The sequence below is a fragment of the Acidovorax sp. GW821-FHT10A04 genome, from assembly GCF_059415825.1.
In genome coordinates this window covers 20,963-41,060 of record NZ_JBWKNZ010000017.1, presented here as the reverse complement: position 1 = coordinate 41,060, position 20,098 = coordinate 20,963, and the positions used below count along the sequence as shown (strand labels likewise).

18 protein-coding genes are annotated in these 20,098 nt (G+C 67.8%); 10 read left to right on the top strand and 8 right to left on the bottom strand.

Annotated features, from left to right (window positions below):
• Positions 1-12 precede the first annotated feature (12 nt).
• Positions 13-777, bottom strand: a complete 765-nt coding sequence (locus AC07PF_RS27700; RefSeq protein ID WP_145694400.1) for an ABC transporter substrate-binding protein — start codon at positions 775-777, stop codon at positions 13-15.
• Between the two features lie 249 nt (positions 778-1,026).
• Complete coding sequence (locus AC07PF_RS27695) at positions 1,027-1,785, bottom strand: sulfite exporter TauE/SafE family protein (protein ID WP_007858137.1); 759 nt, start codon at positions 1,783-1,785, stop codon at positions 1,027-1,029.
• 353 nt (positions 1,786-2,138) lie between these two features.
• On the opposite strand from AC07PF_RS27695, the gene AC07PF_RS27690 reads away from it, so the two are divergent.
• Entirely contained in the window at positions 2,139-3,518 is a 1,380-nt protein-coding gene (locus AC07PF_RS27690) for an ammonium transporter (protein ID WP_494614040.1), read from the top strand.
• A gap of 30 nt (positions 3,519-3,548) precedes the next feature.
• Complete coding sequence (locus AC07PF_RS27685) at positions 3,549-3,872, top strand: hypothetical protein (protein ID WP_007858139.1); 324 nt, start codon at positions 3,549-3,551, stop codon at positions 3,870-3,872.
• Between the two features lie 4 nt (positions 3,873-3,876).
• Here AC07PF_RS27685 and AC07PF_RS27680 read toward each other — a convergent pair whose 3' ends face one another.
• Positions 3,877-5,550 (bottom strand): GMC family oxidoreductase, encoded by a 1,674-nt coding sequence (locus tag AC07PF_RS27680; RefSeq protein WP_494614039.1) that lies wholly within the window; start codon positions 5,548-5,550, stop codon positions 3,877-3,879.
• A gap of 279 nt (positions 5,551-5,829) precedes the next feature.
• Here AC07PF_RS27680 and AC07PF_RS27675 point away from each other — a divergent pair, with 279 nt between their 5' ends.
• From AC07PF_RS27675 to AC07PF_RS27655, 5 genes are all read left to right on the top strand, one after another.
• Positions 5,830-6,957, top strand: a complete 1,128-nt coding sequence (locus tag AC07PF_RS27675; protein ID WP_007858141.1) for an MlaE family ABC transporter permease — start codon at positions 5,830-5,832, stop codon at positions 6,955-6,957.
• Between the two features lie 4 nt (positions 6,958-6,961).
• Complete coding sequence (locus AC07PF_RS27670) at positions 6,962-7,855, top strand: ABC transporter ATP-binding protein (protein ID WP_494614038.1); 894 nt, start codon at positions 6,962-6,964, stop codon at positions 7,853-7,855.
• Positions 7,855-8,832, top strand: a complete 978-nt coding sequence (locus AC07PF_RS27665) for an MlaD family protein (RefSeq protein WP_494614037.1) — start codon at positions 7,855-7,857, stop codon at positions 8,830-8,832. The genes AC07PF_RS27670 and AC07PF_RS27665 overlap by 1 nt, the downstream gene beginning before the upstream one ends.
• Before the next feature lie 35 nt (positions 8,833-8,867).
• A complete protein-coding gene (locus AC07PF_RS27660; protein ID WP_494614036.1) occupies positions 8,868-9,545 on the top strand; it encodes an ABC-type transport auxiliary lipoprotein family protein in 678 nt (225 codons plus the stop codon).
• A 368-nt stretch (positions 9,546-9,913) separates the two neighbouring features.
• A complete protein-coding gene (locus AC07PF_RS27655) occupies positions 9,914-10,861 on the top strand; it encodes an NHL repeat-containing protein (RefSeq protein ID WP_494614035.1) in 948 nt (315 codons plus the stop codon).
• Positions 10,862-11,009: 148 nt separating this feature from the next.
• On the opposite strand, the gene AC07PF_RS27650 is transcribed toward AC07PF_RS27655, so the two are convergent.
• From AC07PF_RS27650 to AC07PF_RS27640, 3 genes are all read right to left on the bottom strand, one after another.
• Positions 11,010-12,368, bottom strand: coding sequence for an NAD(P)/FAD-dependent oxidoreductase (locus AC07PF_RS27650; RefSeq protein ID WP_494614034.1), 1,359 nt, complete (start codon positions 12,366-12,368; stop codon positions 11,010-11,012).
• A gap of 238 nt (positions 12,369-12,606) precedes the next feature.
• Positions 12,607-14,052: a DUF1501 domain-containing protein gene (locus tag AC07PF_RS27645; protein ID WP_494609011.1), complete on the bottom strand. Its 1,446-nt coding sequence runs from the start codon at positions 14,050-14,052 to the stop codon at positions 12,607-12,609.
• 14 nt (positions 14,053-14,066) lie between these two features.
• The gene (locus AC07PF_RS27640; protein ID WP_494614033.1) at positions 14,067-16,232 is read right to left on the bottom strand and encodes a DUF1800 domain-containing protein; all 2,166 of its coding nucleotides are present in this window, start codon (positions 16,230-16,232) and stop codon (positions 14,067-14,069) included.
• Between the two features lie 352 nt (positions 16,233-16,584).
• Between AC07PF_RS27640 and AC07PF_RS27635 the strand changes: the two genes are divergently transcribed.
• The 3 genes from AC07PF_RS27635 to AC07PF_RS27625 all read left to right on the top strand — a co-directional run bounded on the left by AC07PF_RS27635 (position 16,585) and on the right by AC07PF_RS27625 (position 18,172).
• Positions 16,585-16,803, top strand: a complete 219-nt coding sequence (locus AC07PF_RS27635) for a CsbD family protein (protein ID WP_007851196.1) — start codon at positions 16,585-16,587, stop codon at positions 16,801-16,803.
• 125 nt (positions 16,804-16,928) lie between these two features.
• Positions 16,929-17,510, top strand: a complete 582-nt coding sequence (locus AC07PF_RS27630; RefSeq protein WP_494609013.1) for a hypothetical protein — start codon at positions 16,929-16,931, stop codon at positions 17,508-17,510.
• 167 nt (positions 17,511-17,677) lie between these two features.
• The gene (locus AC07PF_RS27625) at positions 17,678-18,172 is read left to right on the top strand and encodes a hemerythrin domain-containing protein (protein ID WP_494614032.1); all 495 of its coding nucleotides are present in this window, start codon (positions 17,678-17,680) and stop codon (positions 18,170-18,172) included.
• A gap of 20 nt (positions 18,173-18,192) precedes the next feature.
• Here AC07PF_RS27625 and AC07PF_RS27620 read toward each other — a convergent pair whose 3' ends face one another.
• The gene (locus tag AC07PF_RS27620) at positions 18,193-18,516 is read right to left on the bottom strand and encodes a hypothetical protein (protein WP_035202568.1); all 324 of its coding nucleotides are present in this window, start codon (positions 18,514-18,516) and stop codon (positions 18,193-18,195) included.
• Entirely contained in the window at positions 18,513-19,952 is a 1,440-nt protein-coding gene (gene creD / locus AC07PF_RS27615; protein WP_494614031.1) for a cell envelope integrity protein CreD, read from the bottom strand. The genes AC07PF_RS27620 and creD overlap by 4 nt, the downstream gene beginning before the upstream one ends.
• Positions 19,953-20,098 lie beyond the last annotated feature (146 nt).

Below are 20,098 nucleotides of genomic sequence, written 5' to 3'. Positions count from 1 at the left end.
CAGGACCAGGGGTCAGTTCGTGCAGCGAACGTCTTCGTTGAAGTACTTCTTGGACAGCGCGGCATAGCTGCCGTCGGCCATCACTTCGGCCAGCGCCTTGTTCCAGCCGCCGGCCAGCGAGCTGTTGCCCTTGGCCACGGCAGCGGCGATGCGCTCGATGAACAGCATGTCGCCGAGCTTGAAGCCGGCGCCGGGGTTCTTCTCGGACACGGCCTTGGCCACGAAGCGGTCGGTCACCCAGGCGTCCACGCGGCGCGAATTGAGGGCGCTGCGGGCGTCGACGTCGGTGGGGAAGTTCTTCATTTCCTTGATCGACGACACCTTCTGCACGTTCTCGAGGTAGCTGGTGCCGGTCTGCACGGCGACTACCTTGCCGGCCAGGTCCTTGGCGCTCTTGATGGCCGGGTCCATGGCGATGATCATGCCGCCCGAGCAGTAGTGGGGTTCGGTGAAGGTCACGGCCTTGGCGCGCTCTTCGGTGATGCCGTGGGAGGCGATCACCAGGTCCCAGCGGTCCTGGCGCAGGCCGGTCAGCAGGGCGTCGAAACCCAGGGTCTTCCACTGGATCGTGAGGCCCATCTTCTTGGCCACGAGCTCGGCCGTCTCCACTTCGAAGCCGGTCAGCGTGGTGCCGTTGAAGAAATTGAAAGGTGCGAACTGTCCTTCGGTCGCGATGAGGATCTTGCCGTCCTTCTTCACCTCGTCGAGGGTCCGGGCCTGGGCGGAGAAGGCGGCGCAGAGCGCGAGGGCGGTGGCTACAGCCTTGAACAATTGCATGGGATGGATCCTGTACGGGGGTATTTCAGGTACAAAAAATCCGGCATGCGGGTAAGCAGGCCGGAGACGGTGGGAGTGCACGAATGCCATCGCGGATTGCGATGGCTGCCGTCACGAAATAGTCACCAATTATAAGGAGGGGGATTTTTCCGCCGCCACAGGGGAGGCCCTGCAAAAGCCGGTTGTGTGCCAATTCACAACAGGTTTAGAGAAGTCTCCCGGGCTTTTGGGGCGCCCGGCATGGCCTACCTAGCGCCAGAAAGCGTCGTAGCCCGTCTTGAGGATCAGTGCCCCGACCACCACGATGAAGATACCGCGCACGAAGCCGGTGCCGTGCTTGAGCGCCATGTGCGTGCCGATGAGGCTGCCCATCACGTTGGCCACGGCCAGCGTCACCGCAAAGTGCCACCAGACATGGCCCTTGGCCGCAAACAGGGCGATGGCCGCCACATTGGTGGCCGTGTTGAGCAGCTTGGCCGACGCCGAGGCATTGAGGAAGTCGTAGCCGAGCAGCCGCACGAACAGGAAGACGAAGAAGCTGCCCGTGCCCGGGCCGAAGAACCCGTCATAGAAGCCGATGGCCAGGCCGATCAGGCTCGCGGCGGCGATTTCCGCGCGGCCTGCGAAGCGCGGCGTGTGGTGCCGCCCCATGTCCTTCCTGGCCAGCGTGTAGGCCAGCACGCCCAGCAGCACCAGCGGCAGCAGGCGGCGCAGGAAGTCGGGCGATACCACGGTGACGGCCCAGGCCCCGGCGAACGAGCCCGCAAAGCCGGCGGCCGCGGCCGGCAGCAGGGCCGCCCAGCGCATCTGCACGCGGCGGCTGTACTGCCAGGTGGCCATGGCCGTGCCCCAGACGCCGGCCGCCTTGTTGGTGCCCAGCAGCGTGGCGGGCGGCGCCACGGGAAATGCCGCGAACAGCGCCGGCACCAGCACCAGGCCGCCGCCGCCGACGATGGCATCCACAAAACCGGCCAGCAACGAGGCGAGGGTGATGAAAATCCATTCCATCCCTTGATTGTCGCACCCCGCCAGCTACGTTTTTGCTAGCGATATCGCTTTCGCTGCGGGCATAAAAAAGGCGCTGGGATTGCCAGCGCCTGAAAGGGGGGTGCACCTCGTTGGGTGCTTGTTCGGTTGTGCTTGTAGGGATGTCTCCTCGGCCCCTCGTCCAGCACACCGGGGCGCGCTTTCGAGTGACGGTACTGTAACGGCGGCACCCGCTTGGTGCATTGGGGGTTTCCCGCCCCCATTTGGGGGAGCAGATCGGGCGGGGAGGCACCCGGATTGCCCCAAATGGGGCTTTTTGCTTGGCATGCCTTGTGCGTTGTGCCTTGTAACAAATTGCGAAAGGGAGCTTCCACATGCGGGCAGTCATCCATGGGTTCGTCACGGTCATGGCCTTGTGCCTTGGGCTCTGCACCGCAACGGCCTGGGCGCAGGCGCCCGCTCCCGAAGCCGCCGCATCGGCCACCATGGCCACGCCTGCACCCGCACCCTTGACGCGCCCCGGCCTGGTGGCCAAGGAGGCCATCAATGCCGCCGACACCGCCTGGATGATGACCTCCACGGCCCTGGTGCTGCTCATGACGCTGCCGGGCATCGCCCTGTTCTACGCCGGCATGGTGCGCCGAAAGAACGTGCTCAACACCATGGCCAGCGTGGTGGCCATCGCCGCGCTGGTGAGCCTGTGGTGGTTTGCCATCGGCTACTCCTGGGCCTTCACCCCGGGCAGTGCCTGGCTGGGCGGCACCGAGCGCATGGGCTTTGCCGGGTTCGACTTCCAGCTGGCGGCCGGCAAGCTCTCGGTGAGCCATGTCGCGCCGGCCATTCCCGAGTCGGTCTACGCCATGTTCCAGCTCACCTTCGCCATCATCACCGCCGCGCTGCTGGTGGGGGCCGTCGTCGAGCGCATGCGCTTTTCCGCGATGCTGCTGTTCATCAGCCTGTGGACGGTGTTCATCTACGCACCCGTGGCGCACTGGGTCTGGGAGCCGGGCGGCTGGCTGGCGCAGATGGGGGCCCTGGACTTTGCCGGGGGCTCCGTGGTGCACGTGAACGCCGGCGTGGCCGGCCTGGTGTGCGCCTGGTTCCTCGGGCGGCGCAGCGGTTACGGGCGCGAGCCTTTCGAGCCCTACAGCCTGGCGCTGACCATGGTGGGCGCGGGCATGCTCTGGGTGGGCTGGTTCGGCTTCAACGCCGGCTCTGCCGTGGCGGCCGACGGCCGGGCAGGGCTGGCCATGGCCGTCACCCATGTGGCCGCCGCTGCCGGCGCGCTGTCCTGGATGCTGGGCGAGGCCGTCATGCGGGGGCGGCCGTCCTTGCTGGGCCTGTGTTCGGGCCTGGTGGCCGGGCTGGTGGCCATCACGCCCGCCGCCGGCTTCGTCACCCTGCGCTCGGCCGTGGTCATCGGCCTGGTGGCCGGTCTGGCCTGCTACTGGGGCGCAACGGGGCTTAAGCGCCTGCTGCGTGCCGATGACTCCCTGGACGTCTTCGGCGTGCACGGCATCGGCGGCATCGTGGGCTCGCTGCTCACCGGCGTGCTGGCCAGCCGCAGCGTGGGCGGCGTGGCGGGCAGCCTGTGGACCCAGGCCATCGGCGTGGGCGCGGTGATGCTGTTCAGCCTGGTGGGCACGGCGCTGCTGCTGTGGATCACCAACCTCGTGCTCGGCCTGCGCGTGGATGAGCAAAGCGAACAGGCGGGTCTGGATATTGCACAGCACCGGGAGCGCCTGGGTCAGTAGGCCTGCCAACGTTCTGAGGAGTTCATCACCATGCAGGACAGCGACAAACTCGCCATCGCAGCGCATCTGCACGTGCTGCTGCGCCGCAAGACCGGCCGCGTGACCGACACCGAGTGGATGGCGGTCAACGCCGAGTACGCGCTGGAGGTCGTGCGCTTCGCACGCCAGCATGCGCTGGAGGACGGGGTGCCCGAGCTCGCTGAATGGGCCGACCGGCTCGATCGGGCGGTGCACGAGCCGGCCCCTGCGCCGCAGCGTCGCCCCTTGCTGGATGCCGCCAGCCAGGCGGTGCGCCAGCGCCTGGTGCCTGCTCCGGTCGTCGAGGTACCCCGCTACGTGGGCGGCATACGCTGACGGCTTACGCCCTCTGCGCCGCCAGGATCCATTCGGACGCCTTCTCGGCCAGCATCAGCGTGGGCGAGTTGGTGTTGCCGCTGGTGATGGTGGGCATGGCGCCCGCATCTACCACGCGCAGGCCGGCAATGCCACGCACGCGCAGCTGCGAATCGAGCACGGCCATCGGGTCGTCGGCCCGGCCCATGCGCGTCGTGCCCACGGGGTGGAAGATGGTGGTGGCGATGTCGCCGGCCAGGCGTGCCAGGTCTTCATCGCTCTCGAACTGCACGCCGGGCTTCCACTCCTCGGGCTGGTAGCCCGCCAGGGCCGGCTGGGCGACGATGCGGCGCGTGACGCGCAGGCTGTCGGCGGCCACCTGCCGGTCCTCGGGGGTGCTCAGGTAGTTGGGGGCGATGGCCGGCGCGGCCTGGAAGTCCGCGCTCTTGATCTGTACCGTGCCGCGGCTCGTGGGGTTGAGGTTGCAGACGCTGGCCGTGAAGGCCGGAAAGCTGTGCAGGGGCTCGCCGAAGGCATCGAGCGACAGGGGCTGCACGTGGTACTCGATGTTGGGCCAGGGCTGGCCGGGGTCGCTGCGCGTGAAGGCGCCGAGCTGGGACGGCGCCATGCTCATGGGGCCGCTGCGCTTCATCGCGTACTCCATGCCGATCTTGGCCTTGCCCCAGAGCGAGCTGGCCATGGTATTGAGCGTGGGCACGCCGTTGACCTTGAACACCGCGCGGATCTGCAGATGGTCCTGCAGGTTGGCGCCCACGCCCGGCAGGTCCTGCACCACGGCGATGCCATGCCGCTGGAGCAGGTCGGCCGGGCCGATGCCCGACAGCTGCAGCAGCTGGGGCGAGTTGATCGCGCCGGCGCTCAGGATCACCTCGCCGGTGGCGTGGGCGGTGACCATCTCATGCCCGTCCCAGACCTTCACGCCCGTGCAGCGGCGCGTACCGTCGGCCTGGGTCTCGATGATGAGCTGCGTGGCATGCGCGGCGGTCCACATCTCGAAGTTGGGCCGGCCGTAGCAGGTGGGCCGCAGGAAGGCCTTGGCCGTGTTCCAGCGCCAGCCGCTCTTCTGGTTGACCTCGAAGTAGCCCACGCCCTCGTTGCTGCCGCCGTTGAAGTCGTCGGTGGCCGGGATGCCGGCCTGCTGCGCGGCCTTGGAAAAGGCGTCCAGCACGTCCCAGCGCAGGCGCTGCTTCTCCACGCGCCACTCGCCGGTGCTGCCGGTGGACTTGTTGCCGTGCAGGCGCTTGAAGTTCTCGTTGACCTCGCCGGGCTGGTCCAGGCGCCAGTGGTCCTCGTGGCGACGGAAGTAGGGCAGGGCGTTGTCCCAGCGCCAGCTGGCATCCCCGGTGAGCTCGGCCCACTGGTCGTAGTCGCGCGCCTGGCCACGCATGTAGATCATGCCGTTGATGCTGCTGCAGCCACCCAGTGTCTTGCCGCGTGGGTAGCGCAGGGTGCGGCCGTTCAGGCCGGCATCGGGCTCGGTGTTGTAGAGCCAGTCGGTGCGCGGGTTGCCGATGCAATACAGGTAGCCCACGGGAATGTGTATCCAGTGGTAATCATCCTTGCGACCCGCCTCGATGAGCAGCACGCGCTTGCGGCCGTCGGCGCTCAGGCGGTTGCACAGCAGGGCACCCGCTGTGCCGCCGCCGATGATGATGTGGTCAAACGTGGTGTCGCTCATGGGAAGTACGGTGTGGCAAAGGGGTGGCGCAGGTTGATCGGAAGGGTCGGCGCCATTGTGCGGAGCGCGTTGGTGGTGTCGAGGGGGTAAACGCGGCTTGCTAGCAAGTTTGTAGCTCGCATGGCTTGCAGGATTTGCGATTGCAAGCAATTTGATAATAATTGCAAGCATTCGGGCCCGTGTCGTGCTTGCACGCAAGGGCTTGTCCTACCTGCGGGCCATCGGCTCCGCTACCATGCTTCCCCAACTCCCTTACCGGTGGCTTGCGCCGCCCGTTTCATGACCGACCCTGCCCCGCGCATTGCCCGCACCGACACCCCCGAAGGCCCGGGGCTGCTGCTGCATGGCCGCTGGGGTGCTGCAGAGCTGGGCACGCGCCGGCAGTGGAAGTCCCTGTCCGCGCAGCTTGAGGCGCAGCCGGGCGGTGCCGGGCTTGGCTGGGACCTGCGCCAACTGCAGTGGCTGGACCACGTGGGCGCACAGCTGCTGTGGAACCACTGGGGCCGCGCCTGGCCCGAGCGCCTGGCGCTCACCGACATCCAGCGCGACATCCTGGAGCGCGTGGCCGAGTTCACCGTGGCCGAGCCGCCGCCGCCCGAGCCCTGGAGCCTGGCCAAGGAGGTGGACCACCTGGGCCTGCTGGTGCTGCATGGCGTGGACCATGCGCGCCACATGCTGCAGATGGTGGGGCAACTGGTGCTGGACCTGCTGCGCCTGGCGCGCGCGCCCCAGCGCGGCCCCTGGCGCGACGTGTCGGGCCACCTGTACCGCATGGGCGCCACGGCGCTGCCCATCACGGCGCTGGTCGGCTTCCTGATCGGGGTGGTGCTGGCCTACCTGATGTCGCTGCAGCTGCGCCAGTTCGGCGCGGAGTCGTTCATCGTCAATATCCTCGGCATCTCGCTGATCCGCGAACTCGGGCCCATGCTGGCGGCCATCCTGGTGGCCGGGCGCTCGGGCTCGTCCATCACTGCGCAGATCGGCGTGATGCGCGTGACCGAAGAGCTCGATGCCATGCGCGTCATGGGCATCCCGCATGGCTTTCGGCTGGTGATGCCGCGCACGCTGGCGCTGGCGCTGGCCATGCCGCTGATCAGTGTGTGGACCACGCTGGCCGCGCTGGCCGGCGGCATGCTGGCCGCCGACGTCGCCATGGACATCTCGCCCGCGTATTTCGTGCAGGCCTTGCCCTCCGCCGTGAAGATCGGCAACCTGGGGCTGGCCATGGCCAAGTCGGTGGTGTTCGGTGCCTGCATCGCGCTCATCGGCTGCCATTGGGGCCTGCGCGTCAAGCCCAATACCCAGAGCCTGGGCGAGGGCACCACGGCCTCGGTGGTCACGTCCATCACCATGGTCATCATCGTGGATGCGCTGTTTGCCATCGGCTTCAAGAGCATCGGGATCTGACGCCATGGCCACCACGACAGACACCGCTCTCATCGCTGCCATTGGCAATAGGCCGCAGGCGCTGGACGTGCCCCCGGGCACCCCGCCCGTGGTCGAGGTCAAGGGCCTGTGGAGCGTGTTCGGCAAGAGCAGCGAAGCCTTCGCCGTGCACCAGGACCTCGAATTCACCGTGCAGCGCGGCGAGATGCTGTCGCTGGTCGGCGGCTCGGGCACGGGCAAGACGGTGCTGCTGCGCCAGATACTGGGGCTGGCGCGGCCCGCGCGCGGCACGGTCACGGTGCTCGGCCGCCCGGCCTCCGAGATGGGGCGCGCGGGCGCGGCCAGCCGGGTGGGCATGCTGTTCCAGCATGGGGCGCTGTTCTCGGCCTTCAACGTGCTCGACAACGTGGCCTTCGCGCTGCGCGAACAGGGCACCCTGCCCGACGATCTGGTGCGCGATGCCGCGCTGGTCAAGTTGCAGATGGTGGGCCTCAAGCCCGAGCACGCCAGCCGCATGCCGTCCGACCTGTCGGGCGGCATGGTCAAGCGCGTGGCCCTGGCGCGGGCATTGATCATGGACCCGCCGCTGCTGCTGCTCGACGAGCCCACGGCCGGGCTCGACCCGAACAGCGCCGACGAGTTCTGCGCGCTGCTGCGCGAGCTGCACGCGGCGCTGGGCCTCACGGTGGTCATGGTCACGCACGACCTCGATACCCTGTTCGCCCTGTCCACGCGGGTGGCCGTACTGGCCGACAAGAAGGTCATCGTCACCGGGCCACCCACCGAGGTGGCGCGCTTCAAGCATCCCTTCATCGAGCACTTCTTCATGGGTGAACGTGGCCAGCGCGCCATGGCCCCCCTGGCAGGCTCGCCCGGGCAGCCGGCCGCGGCCCCAACGCAGACTTCCAAGGACGCCTGATGGAAAACAAATCACACGCACTCGCCGCCGGCATCTTCGTCATCGTGGTGGCCGCCATGCTGGCGGGCCTGGCGATCTGGCTCACGCGCGACAACGCCAACTACGAGCAGTACGAGCTGTCCACCAAGGACGGTGTGAGCGGCCTGCAGCCCCAGGCCACCGTGCGCTACAAGGGTGTGGCCGTGGGCAAGGTCACGCGCATCGGCTTCGATCCCCAGGTCAATGGCAATGTGCTGATCCGCATTGCCGTGAACGAGCAGGCCCCCATCAGCCCCAACACCTTTGCCGTGCTGGGTTACCAGGGCGTCACCGGCCTGGCCCACGTGCAGCTCGACGATGCGGCCTCGCCGTATCCCGAGCTGCCGCCCGGTCCGAGCGGCCTGCCGCGCCTGCCGCTCAAGCCTTCGCCGTTTGGCCGCCTGGCCGAGCAGGCGCCGGCCATCCTGGGCCAGGTGGAGGAGGCCACGCGCCGCATCAACCAGCTGCTCGGCGACAACAACCAGAAGCTGCTCACCGAAGCCATCGGCAACATCGGCCAGGCGGCCGGCAGTGTCAACGCGCTCACCAAACGCCTGGACACCACGCTGCAGACGCGGCTGGACCCGGCCCTGGCGTCGCTGCCAGCGCTGGCCGGCGATGCCCGCCAGACCTTGCAGTCGCTGCAGAAGGCCGGTACCAGCGTGTCGGACATGGCGGCGGGCATCAATGCCACCAATCAGCGGCTTGCGGCCGAGGGTGGGGCCATCGACCAGATCACCCAGGGCACCCAGGCGCTCACGCGCGCGGCCGACGCGCTGGGCAGCAACACCCTGCCGCGCGTCACCCGCGCGGCCGATGAACTGTCGCGCACGGCGCGCCAGATCGGCCGGGCCGCCAACAGCGTGAGCGACAACCCGCAGTCCTTCATCTATGGCTCGGGCCGCATCCCCCCCGGTCCGGGCGAAGAGGGTTTTGCCGCACCCGGTGCCGCGCGCTGATGGCGCTGTCCGACGCATTCAAGGAGTACATCGCCATGCTGGATATCCAACGCACTGTCTCGGGACGCCTGGAGCGCCGGAGCGTCGCCCTGGTGTGCGCCGCCACCCTGCTGGCCGGTTGCTCGGCCCTGCCCGGCCCTCCCACACGGGCGGTGCAGTACGACTTCGGCCCCGGCGCCATGGCGACGGCACCGAGCGACCGCCGCGCCCCGCTGCCGCCGCTGGCCCTGGCCGATGTGGAAGCCACCGGCATGCCCGAGAGCAGCACCTCGGTGCTCTACCGCCTGGCCTACGCCGATGCCCAGCAGCCCCGGCCTTATGCGCAGGCACGCTGGAGCCAGCCTCCGGCCGTGCTGGTGCAGCAGCGCATCCGCGAGCACCTGGGCCTGCGCCGGGCCATCCTGAACACCAGCGATGCGGCCGTGCAGGCCCGCGTGGCGAACAAGCGCCCGACCGTGCTGCGCCTGGAGCTCGAAGAGTTCAGCCAGGTGTTCAGCAGCGCCACCGAGAGCGCGGGGCTGGTGCGCCTGCGTGCCACCGTGGCCGAACCGACCCCGCTGGGCGAGAACCTGGTGGGCCAGCGGGTCTTCATCGTGCAGCGCCCTGCGGCCACGGCCGATGCGGCGGGAGGGACCCGCGCGCTTGCCGAGGCAGCCCAGCAGGCCGCGCGCGAGATCGACGAATGGCTGGAGCAGGTGGTGCAGGCGCGCTGAGGCGCCAGCCCCCGCAGCGGGTGGCCTGCCGCGGTTGAAACACTTTGTGTATTCGGCCCAAACCCTACTTTGGTAGGGTGCCCCGGCAAGCAACCCTCTTCCATAATGGTCCGGACCGTGTTGACGATCTGTTCGGGGCCGCTCAAGTCCCTTGCCGGGCAGCAACCGCAGGCGCTGCCCGACACGGCTTCGCATGGATCGTCAGTACGTTCCTGGCGTGCACAAACGCCTGGTGCCTGCCGCAGCGAGAAGCTGTAGGTTGGTTTTTCTTCTTCTCCGCCCTGTGGGCACGTGGCGGGGTGGCGCACGCTGAGCCACCCTGGCCCCCGCAGGCTCCGAACCACTTCATTGCCGAGGTCATTTTCCGTATGTTCTTCAAGCCATCGCTGCTGCGCTCCGCCTGCGCCGCCACCATCGCCCTTGCCGCCACCGCCACCGCCACCACCGCCTGGGCCGGTGACAAGCTCTATGTGCAGGACAGCGGCAAGATCATGCTCGTCGATGTGGACGCCAAGTCCCTGACCCTGGTGTCGCGCCCCACGGTGGACGGCTCCATCACCGACATCGCCACCAACGCCGCCGGCACGCTGTATGTGCTGACCTTCACTTCGCTGTACCGCCTGGATGCGGCGGGCAACGCCACACTGATCGGCAAGCACGGCATCAATGGCGCCAACGCGCTCACCTTCGACGGCGGCGGCCGGCTGTTCGGTGCCTCCAGCACCAACAAAAATCTCTACCAGATCAACCCCGACAACGCGCAGTCCACCATCGCCGGCACCCTGCCCGCGCAGTCGGCGGGCGACCTGGCCTACCTCAACGGCCGGCTGTTCTTTGCCGGCGAGAACGACTCGCTGGGCATCGTCAACCTGCGCAACAACCAGCAGTCGGCCAACGTGGGCAGCTTCGGCCTGGCCACGTCGGTCTACGGCCTGGCCGAGGGCGACAGCAACACGCTGTACGGCGCCGCCTTCGACAAGCTGTTCAAGGTGGACCCCTCCACCGGCGCCATCAGCTACGTGATGAACTTCACGGGCCTGGGCCAGGCCGGCGGCCTGGCACCGTTCAAGGCGGTGGTCACGCGCGCCGAGGACCGGCTGTTCAACTATGCGGAAGACACCTTCCCCACCATGTTCAAGCCCTCGTTCGCCCCTTCGCTGACCTCCGGCAACCAGTACTATCGCTTCTACCGCGACACCGGCACCATCCTGTCCATCAGCAACGGCCAGTTGAGCTACACCTCGGTGGGTTCGGCGCCGGGCGTCCTGGGGGCAGTGGATACCTTCCTGCCGCTGGCGATCGGCGCTGGGTACTGATTCGGTACATCCCCCTGAGGCGCTTCGCGCCTTCACCCCTTCTCTCGAATTGCTGCGCAATTCGGGAAGGGGGACGCAACCCGTGCGGCGGGGCGGCCCTTGCACGGTTGCTCTGGCTTGGGCAGTGCGTGCGCACAGGCTGTGGGTTCTATTCCCGCAGCTGTTTCTTGGCGCCTTCAATGCCGGTCACCACGCGGGCGTAGCGCGCGAAGCTCCAGTAGGCCCAGCCCCAGTCCATGAGCACGACCAGGCGGTTGCGAAAGCCGATGAGGAAGTAGACGTGGGCGAAGAGCCAGAACAGCCAGGCGAAATAGCCTGAAAAGCGCACCGGCCCCATGGGCGAGGTGAGGTCCACCACGGCGGCGTTGCGGCCGATGGTGGCCAGGTTGCCGTAGTCGCGGTAGCGGAAGGGCTGGGCGGGTTGGCCGGCCAGGCGGCGCAGCACGTTGGCCGCGGCGGCCCGGCCCATCTGCTTGGCACCGGGGGAAACACCGGGCACGGGCGTGGGTTCCTGGCCAGGCACATGGCTTTTGGCCGCGGCCAGGTCGCCCACCACGCTGATCTCGGGGTGGCCGGGCAGGCTGAGGTCGGGCTCCACCACCACCCGGCCGGCACGGTCCGTGGTGCTGCCCGTGGCGTCGGCCAGCAGCCGCCCCAGCGGCGATGCCGCCACGCCCGCGCCCCACACGATGCACTGGCTGGGAATGGTGTAGCTGGTGGCGGCAGGGTCTCCGCCCGGCGCGGGGCCGGCCACCGTGAGGCCGGTGGCGTCGATGGCGGTGACCCGGGCATTCACGCGCACCTCCACCCCCAGCTTTTCCAGCTGCTCCTTGGCGCGCTGGCTCAGGGCCTCGGGCATGGCCTGCAGCACCCGCGTGCCGCCTTCGAGCAGGATGATCCTGGCGCTGGCCGGGTCGATGTGGCGGAACTCGCCAGGCAGGGTGTGGCGCGCGATCTCGGCCAGGGTGCCGGCCATCTCCACGCCCGTGGGCCCACCGCCCACCACCACGAAGTTGAGCCAGGCGGCGCGGCGCACCGGGTCGCCCTCGCGCTCTGCGGCCTCGAAGGCCAGCAGGATGCGGCGGCGGATCTCGAAAGCGTCGTCCAGGGTCTTGAGGCCGGGCGCGAACGGGGCCCAGTCGTCGCGGCCGAAGTAGCTGTGGGTGGCGCCCGCAGCCACGATCAGGTGGTCGTAGGGCAGGGCATCGCCACCCTGCAGCAGCACGCTGCGTGCGGCCACATCGATGCGCTCCACCTCGCCCAGCAGCGTGGTCACGTTGGGCTGCTTGCGAAACAGGTGGCGCACGGGGGCTGCAATCGCCGGCGCCGAGAGTCCGGCGGTGGCCACCTGGTACAGGAGGGGCTGGAAGAGATGGTGGTTGGTCTTGTCGATGACCGTGACATCGATGGCGCTGCCGTGCAGTGCGCGGGCCGCTTCGAGCCCGCCAAACCCGCAACCGATGATGACGACCCGGGGACGGATGGGTGTATTGGGAATGCTGCTCATGGCTGCATTATGGGCAGTCCGCGCGGGACCATCCCAATACGGAATCGCTGGCGTCGTTGGTTCGCTGGGTCAGTTGCCCATTGCGCTGCACGACACCCGCTGCGCACGAAACTGGCGTGCGCCAAAGCCAGTGCCCCCGTGCAAGGGCCGCCCCGCCGCACCGGGGGCGTCCCCCTCCCAGATTGCGAAGCAATATGAGAGAGGGGGAAGGCGCGAAGCGACTCAGGGGGTGTTCACTTCATGCGTTCATGAAACCCAAGTCCACGGGGTATTCGGCGCCGCCGAAGTGGCTCAGGTTGGGCAGCACCCCGGCCAGCTCGGTGCTGCTTACGCCGAACCACTTGGCCAGTGTGGCCGCGTACTGGTCCACCGAGGTGCTGGGCAGCAGGCGGCCCTGGCCCACATGCCACTGGTCGTCGGGCGCGGTGGTGTTGGTGTTGCTGACCGGCGGGGCCGAGCCGTAGAAGGCCTTGCCCTTGACGGCGCCGCCCACCATCAGGTGGTGGCTGCCCCAGCCGTGGTCGGAACCATCACCGTTGGAGTTGAGCGTGCGGCCGAAGTCGGACGCGGTGAAGGCCGTCACCTTGTCGGCGATGCCCAGTTCCACCGTGGCGCTGTGGAAGGCGGTCATCGCATCGCTCAGGCGCTGCATCAGCCCCGGCTGCTGGGAGATCAGGTTGTCGTGCAGGTCGAAGCCGCCCATCGAGACCATGAACACCTGGCGCTTGGTGCCCATGGTGCCGCGCGCGCCGATCAGGCGCGCCACCATCCTGAGCTGGTCCGCCAGGCCGTTGTTGGCGGGGAAGGGCGTGGCCAGGTTCACGCCCGCGATGCCGGTGGTGACCAGCGATTCGGAGGTCACGGCGCGCGTGGTCACCTTGTTGTATTCGTTCTCCAGCGTCTGGCCGCTGGTCTGCTGGATCAGGCTGGTCAGCGCCGAGCGCACGGCGGTGGAGCCATAGACGCTGTTCTTGACGCCATTGATCGGGATCGCACCGCTGGTGCTCACCTGGTATTGCAGGGCCGAGTCGCCCGAAAGGAACACCGCATTGCCCGTGACCGAGATGCAGGTGAACAGCGAGTTGGCGTTGGACGACAGGGCCAGATCGCCGATGTTGCCGCCCCAGCCGATGGTGGAGCCTTCGGGCGAGGACGATTGCCACACCGACTGCTGGTCGTTGTGCGAGAACAGCTTGGGCGGCAGCGGGTAGAGGCTGCGGTTGGAGCCGTTGTACTGGGCGCGCGTCAGCGGCACCACCAGCGGGCCGACGTTGAGCTGCACGGCGGCCTTGCCGCTGTTGAACAGGCCCGTGAGGCCCGACATGGCCGGGTGCAGCGCGTACTGGCGACCACCGGGCAGGGCGGCCGTGGGGCTGAGCAAGGTGGCGCCCAGTGCATCCCTGGGGATGGCGATGCCACCACCGCCGAGACCGTTGCCGCCCCGGATGGCGCTGTACTTGAGGTAGCTCGGGTCATCGTAGGTGACCACGGTGTTGGCGTAGTCGTTGCCGCCGTAGAGGAAGACGCAGACCAGGGCCTTGTAATCGGTGGCCGTGAAGGCGGCGGCCTCGCCCATGGCGGCCAGGTTCAGCGCAAAGGGCAGGGCGGTACCGGCCAGGCCGAGTTGGCCGCTGCGGCGCAGGAAGGCACGGCGGGTGTGGAGTTCGGGTTGGAGCAGGTGCATGGCAGCGCGTCCTCTTATTTCTGGATGAGGTACTCGGCCGAAGCCATGACCAGGAAGATCGCCGACGCGATGCGGTTGAGCTTGACGGCATCGGTGCTGGCTGCCGTGACCGGCGTGGCCTTGATCGCATCGCTGATCAATTTCACGGTGGCGGCCGACAGCTGGCCCGCGCACATCAGCAGGTTGATGCGCGCGACCAGGGCATCGGGGTCGACGACCAGCACCATCTCGTGGGTGTACAGCGCCTTGATGTCGTAGCCGTTGGTGCCGTTGCTGCTGTTGAAGGGAACGTCCGGCGCATTCACGTAGATGCCGTTGCGGATCACGCCCTGGATGTAGTTCAGGTAGCCGCCCACACTGCTTTCGTTGACCAGCTGGAACTCGGGCGCGACCGCGCCACTCTGGGCCAGGGTGGTCGACGGCGGCACGTAGCCGGGCCGAAAGAAGTTGAACACCGAGGGCGAGCGCAGCGGGCTCTGGCCCAGCCGCGAACTGGCGGAACTGGTGTCCCCGATCTTCCAGCTGCCGAAGCCGGAGCTGATGTTGAAAGTGCGACCCCACTGCACAAGGCGCAGCATGGGCTCGCGCAGCTTGCCGAAGCCCGGCTGCGTGAGGCCGGCGGAAGAGCGCGCCTCATCGTCGAGCAGGATGGCCCTGACCACCGACTTCATGTCGCCGCGCACGCTGGCGCCGTTGTTGTTGAACACCGTGGCCACGCGTGCCACGTAGGCTGGCGAGGGGTTGCTGGTGACCAGGCGCTGGATCAGCTGCTTGCAGATGAAAGGACCCACATTGCCGTGGTAGAACAGGGTGTCCATGGCCGTGGCCAGGGCTGCAGCCCCCGGCGTGTTGGCCGGGATGGTGGTGCCCAGGAAATTGACCGCCAGACTGGAGTGCAGCGAGGCATTGAGCGACATGGGCAGCCGCGTGAACGCCGTGTTGGGGATCGTGCGCGTGGTGCCGGGAACGGTGCCTTGCTGGTTCAGCGACTGGTTGTAGTCGTAGCCTGTGAACACGCGCGCCAGGTTGGTCACGTCGGACTGGCTGTAGCTCTCGATCGGCTGGCCCGCGCCGTCGCGGCGCACGGTGCCGTCGATGTTGAGCATGACCAGCCCGATGGACATGAGCTGCATGACCTCGCGCGCATAGTTCTCATCCGGCTGGCGGCCCGTGGCCGCGTTCTCCTTCTGGTTGCCACGGGTGTTGAGGTAGTAGCCCATGGCCGGGTTCAGCGACACATCCTGCAGCAGGTTGCGGAAGTTGCCGAACGAATGCAGGACCAGCGTGTCCCAGTAGTGCGCGATGGCGTGGCTGCGCCAGTTGAAGTCCAGGCCCGAGAGAGAGACCACGAAGATCTCCGACAGCGCGAGCGCCACCCGCTTGCGCAGGACATCGGGCGAAGTCATGAGCTGCGACCAGATCATGCAGTCGCCGGGGTAGGTGTTGTCGTAGTAGGCCGTGGAGTTGTCGACCGTGGCATAGCCGCGCTGGTTGAGCCATTCCCAGCCCGAGATGCCGATGGGCGCGTTGAACTGCGAATTCAGCCAGGCTTCGAAACCGATGGAGCGGACTGTGGCGATGTCCTGCGTGGTCGCCGCAAAGCCCGCCTGCAGCAGAAAGCGCGCAGCCTCCGGGTCGTTGAGCGGCCGGCCGCTGGAGAAGACCGCATCGCCAAAGCTGGCCAGCGCGCCGACGTTGACCACGGCGTTGTTGGTGGGCGGGCCCAGCACCACCACGTTGCCCTGGTACACCCCGAGGTAGTTGCGCGTGCCGCCGTAGTAGCGGAACACGAGCGCGCCGTTGGTGATGGTGGCCTGGTGCGAGTCGAAGAACTGCGGGAACACCATCTCCGCCCAGTCCATCAGCTCATCGGGCGTGGGCGTGCGGCTGGCGGCCTGGTCCGACCGGAAGGAGCCCGAACCGCCCATGTCGCCCAACAGCGGCATATGGGGAGCGTTGTCGGCCTGCCGCAGGGCCTGGGGGGCTTCGGCCTCGGCCTCGCCTCCGCCGCACGCGGCCAGCGCAGCGCTGGCCGCGACTGCAGCCGAGACCTTGAGCCACGGGGAGCCCACGGAGTCCGACGCGCCTGGTGCTGCATCGGCTGGCGACAAAGAGGAGGGCGCGCGGGCGGGCAACGGTGTTGCCAGCGCCGCATCGGAAGCTTCGTGGGCGTGTGTCATAGCGACTTTTGTGAAGATTTGTAGAGAAGTGTAGGCAACCTCCTACAAAAGTTGCATTCCCTACATGCTAGTAAGCGTTACCAAAAGAAACGCCCGGGTGCCGCCACAGAGAGCAGGCCGGGTTTTTCCGATGCATTGCTGCAACACCCGCTTTTTTCGGCGATCACAAACGGTCCAAACGCCTTAACGGGCGTTTGTCCGGCAAAGCCGTAGGCATGCGCCGACGCGGGTTCCATGGTGCGGACTACGCCCCGCAGGCGGGCCCGTTCTTACAGTCTCTCCATCGCATCACGCAAGTGTTCCACGCAATCCGAGTGGATGGCTGAAGCGACATGTTTGGAGGATGCACACCATGAATGAAGACACCATCAAGGGCAACTGGAAGCAGTTCAAAGGCAAGATCACCGAGCAGTGGGGCAAGCTCACCAACGATGACCTCGACGTCATCGATGGCAAGCGCGAGCAGTTCCTGGGCAAGCTGCAGGAACGCCAGGGCATTGCCCGCGACGCCGCCGAAAAGCAGCTCAGCGACTGGCAGAGCCGCCACCCCGACTTCCGCTTCAACGACTGACATGGCCGTGGCGCACCGGTAGCCAGAACCCTCCAGGGCCCAATACCCTGCAGTTGGCGGGCCACCGAATGCACATCGCTCTTTCATCGCCCTACAAGACACCCTGAGACCCCGAGGAGAACACCATGAAATTTGCCCGTACCCTGATCGCTTCCATTGCCGCTGGCCTGCTGGCCACTTCCGCCATGGCCATGACCGACGCCGAGTACAAATCTGCCAAGGACAAGATCTCGGCCGACTACAAAGCCGCCAAGAAGAACTGCGACACCCTGAAGGACAACGCCAAGGACATCTGCGTCAAGGAAGCCAAGGGCGCCGAAAACGTCGCCAAGGCCGAGCTGGATGCCCAGCACAAGCCTTCCGACAAGGCCACGAACAAGGCCCGCGTGGCACGTGCCGATGCCGACTACGATGTGGCCAAGGAAAAGTGCGATGACCTCAAGGGCAACGCCAAGGACGTGTGTGTGAAGGATGCCAAGGCAGCCCACACCACCGCCAAGGAAAACGCCAAGGTCGCCAAGGCCGCAGCCAAGCCCGCCGACAATGCCGCAGAAAAGGGCGCCCAGGTCGCCGAAGCCCGCAAGGACGCCACGGCTGAGAAGAACGAAGCCAACTACAAGGCCGCCAAGGAACGCTGCGACGCCATGAGCGGCGACGCCAAGTCCAAGTGCGTGGACGACGCCAAGCGCATGTACGGCCAGAGCTGAGCGCGCTGAACCCGGCCCCTGCTCCTGCAAGGAGCGGCGGTGCCCCAGGAGAGCCCCGCCCCGTGCGGGGCTTTTGCATTGGCGGCGCTGTCTGACCTGGGTCAAAGCGGCCCGGGCCGGGAGTCCCTAAGCTGGCCCTTCAATGGTTTGCAAGAACGGAATGGCACATGGCAGCACTGGAATGGTCTGACGCACTGGCACTGGACCTGCCGCTGATGGACGAAACCCACGAGGAGTTCGTCGACCTCCTGGCCCAGGTGGAGCGCTCGGACGACGCGCGGCTGCTGGCCCACTGGCAGGCACTCGTGGCCCACACCGAGCAGCACTTCGGCATGGAGGATCGGTGGATGGCCGCCACGCGCTTTGCCTCGGGAAACTGCCACAGCATGCAGCACAAGGTGGTGCTGCAGGTCATGCGCGAAGGCGCCGCGCAGGCGGGGCAGGGCGACCTGCAGGTGCTGCGCATGATGGCCGCCGAGCTGGCGCTGTGGTTTCCCCAGCATGCGCAGACCATGGACGCGGCGCTGGCCCTGCACCTGCGCCGTGTGGGCTTCGACGCGTCCACCGGCGTGGTGAACGCACCGGACGCGCTGCCCGGCGGGCTGGTGCATGGCTGCGGCGGCGCGGGCTGCTCGTCCCCGGCGCAGCCGGTGGCTGCCTGAGCCACCGCCGGGCCCCGTCCTCAGCGCTCCAGCAAGCCGGCCGGGTGGCGCGGCAGCCGCAGGATCGCCATGTGCCACGACAGGTCGCGCAGCGCTGCACGCAGGGCGGCCGAGGCCGGCGTGCCCGGCGTATCCGGTGGGCCATAGGCGGCCCGCAGCACGGCCTGCTTGGCACATTGCAGCGCGGCCCGGTCCTGCGCCCGCAGGGCGGCCAGCAACTGGTCGCGGTGGCGTTGCACGCGCCGGGCCTCGGCACTCGACAAAGACCGTGCGGGCGCAGCGGCAGGCGCTGCCAAGTGCTGCTCCCAGGCCGACGGAGGCTGTCGCGTGGCGGATGTGTTCACGACGGGCTCCCTGGCTGGGTGGCGGTGGCCAACCCAGGTTGGGCGGGCGGGCGGGGCGTGTTGGCAGCCGGGGTCAGTCCGTACCAGTTGACCTTGCGGGTCAGCACCATCACGGCCGCCAGCACCAGGAAGAGCGCGATCGCACCCACGGCCAGCGCGGTCTGCTCCAGCTGCAGCAGCACGTAGAGCAGGCCATACAGCAGGGCAATGGCTGCGCCGAGCGGGATGCCGCGCGCCAGGCTGCCCAGCATGTGGCTCGCGTAGTAGGCCAGCAGCAGCACGCAGGCGGTGGCCGCGATGCCGTAGGCGATGCCGAAGGGCAGGTGCTCCGACAGGCTCACCAGCAGCAGGAAGAAACTGCACAGTGCGCTGCCCACCAGCAGGTACTGTACGGGGTGCACGCGCAGCTTCTTCATGAGCTCGAACAGGCCCACGGCCACGAAGGTCAGCGCGATGAACAGCACCCCGTACTTGGTGGCGCGGTCGGCCAGGGTGTAGGGGTTCACCGGGTCGACGAAGGCCACGCTGAAGCTGTCGGCGCAGTCGCTGGCGGTGCCGCCGCCCGGTGCCGCGTACTCGTTCGGGCTGTCCTGGCCGTTCACGCAGATGCGCTTGCTGTTGGCGATGTCCTGCTGGGCCGTGGTGGCCAGCGACGACAGGCGCCATTGGGCGGTGAACCCGTCTTTCGTCACCTCGCGTTCAGAGGGGAGAAACCGCCCCGAGAACGAGGGATGCGGCCAGCCGCTGGTCATCTGCACCTCGGTGCTGCCGCCCAGGGGCACGATGGAAAGGCGCTCGGTGCCCACCAGTTCCAGGTCCAGCGTGGCCGTCAGGCCCTCGGCCCGGCCGCGCACCGACTCGGGCAGGCTGACATGCAGGCCGCGCGTGTAGGTGGGGTGGAAGGTGCCGGGCTTGAGCGGCAACGCCTGCTCGCCCAGCGTGACCTGGGCCATGCGGATGCCGCGCGCATCGCCCACGGCCACCATCAGGATGGGGGCGCCGCAGTGCATGCGCGAGCCCTTCATGGTGCTTTGCGGCTGCAGGCTGCCAAGCGCACCCCACTGCGCGGTGATGTGCGACTTGAGGTTGAAGGTGTTGACCTTGTGCAGGCCGCGGGCGCGTTCTTCCATCGCGGCGCCGGTGCGCAGCTTGAGCTGCTCGGGCATGGCCGTGAGCAGGAATTCGCGGCGCTGCTCCACGGTGCGGCGCTCCTCGCCCTTGCCGGTCTCCACATCCCAGCTTTCCACGCAGGCGCTGTGGATCATCGGGCCCATCAGCGTCTGCGGTCCGGCCAGGCTGTCGGCCACGCTTTGCGCCGTCATGCTGCGGTAGCGCTGCCGGTCGCGCACCACGTCCTCGATCAGGCCCAGCCCGACCATGAGCAGCAGCACGATGGCTGCCAGCCCCAGCAGCTTGATGAACAAGGGGTGTTTCAAGGAGTCCTCCACAGGTGATGAATGTGCAGGCAGTGTTGGCGGCGGGTGTGAGGGGGCAATGAAGTTTGTGAGGGCTGTGTGAAGTGCCGGTGCGATGGCAAAATGGTCCCGATGCCAGCCCCAGGATGGCGTACCGGAGAGATTGC

Coding starts and splice junctions, on each gene's coding strand:
- AC07PF_RS27660 (WP_494614036.1), top strand. CDS start 8,868: ATGCTGGATATCCAACGCACTGTCTCGGGACGCCTGGAGCGCCGGAGC.
- AC07PF_RS27645 (WP_494609011.1), bottom strand. CDS start 14,052: ATGCACCTGCTCCAACCCGAACTCCACACCCGCCGTGCCTTCCTGCGC.
- AC07PF_RS27685 (WP_007858139.1), top strand. CDS start 3,549: ATGCAGGACAGCGACAAACTCGCCATCGCAGCGCATCTGCACGTGCTG.
- AC07PF_RS27655 (WP_494614035.1), top strand. CDS start 9,914: ATGTTCTTCAAGCCATCGCTGCTGCGCTCCGCCTGCGCCGCCACCATC.
- AC07PF_RS27630 (WP_494609013.1), top strand. CDS start 16,929: ATGAAATTTGCCCGTACCCTGATCGCTTCCATTGCCGCTGGCCTGCTG.
- AC07PF_RS27690 (WP_494614040.1), top strand. CDS start 2,139: ATGCGGGCAGTCATCCATGGGTTCGTCACGGTCATGGCCTTGTGCCTT.
- AC07PF_RS27640 (WP_494614033.1), bottom strand. CDS start 16,232: ATGACACACGCCCACGAAGCTTCCGATGCGGCGCTGGCAACACCGTTG.
- AC07PF_RS27635 (WP_007851196.1), top strand. CDS start 16,585: ATGAATGAAGACACCATCAAGGGCAACTGGAAGCAGTTCAAAGGCAAG.
- AC07PF_RS27680 (WP_494614039.1), bottom strand. CDS start 5,550: ATGAGCGACACCACGTTTGACCACATCATCATCGGCGGCGGCACAGCG.
- AC07PF_RS27675 (WP_007858141.1), top strand. CDS start 5,830: ATGACCGACCCTGCCCCGCGCATTGCCCGCACCGACACCCCCGAAGGC.
- AC07PF_RS27665 (WP_494614037.1), top strand. CDS start 7,855: ATGGAAAACAAATCACACGCACTCGCCGCCGGCATCTTCGTCATCGTG.
- AC07PF_RS27700 (WP_145694400.1), bottom strand. CDS start 777: ATGCAATTGTTCAAGGCTGTAGCCACCGCCCTCGCGCTCTGCGCCGCC.
- AC07PF_RS27650 (WP_494614034.1), bottom strand. CDS start 12,368: ATGAGCAGCATTCCCAATACACCCATCCGTCCCCGGGTCGTCATCATC.
- AC07PF_RS27625 (WP_494614032.1), top strand. CDS start 17,678: ATGGCAGCACTGGAATGGTCTGACGCACTGGCACTGGACCTGCCGCTG.
- AC07PF_RS27695 (WP_007858137.1), bottom strand. CDS start 1,785: ATGGAATGGATTTTCATCACCCTCGCCTCGTTGCTGGCCGGTTTTGTG.
- AC07PF_RS27670 (WP_494614038.1), top strand. CDS start 6,962: ATGGCCACCACGACAGACACCGCTCTCATCGCTGCCATTGGCAATAGG.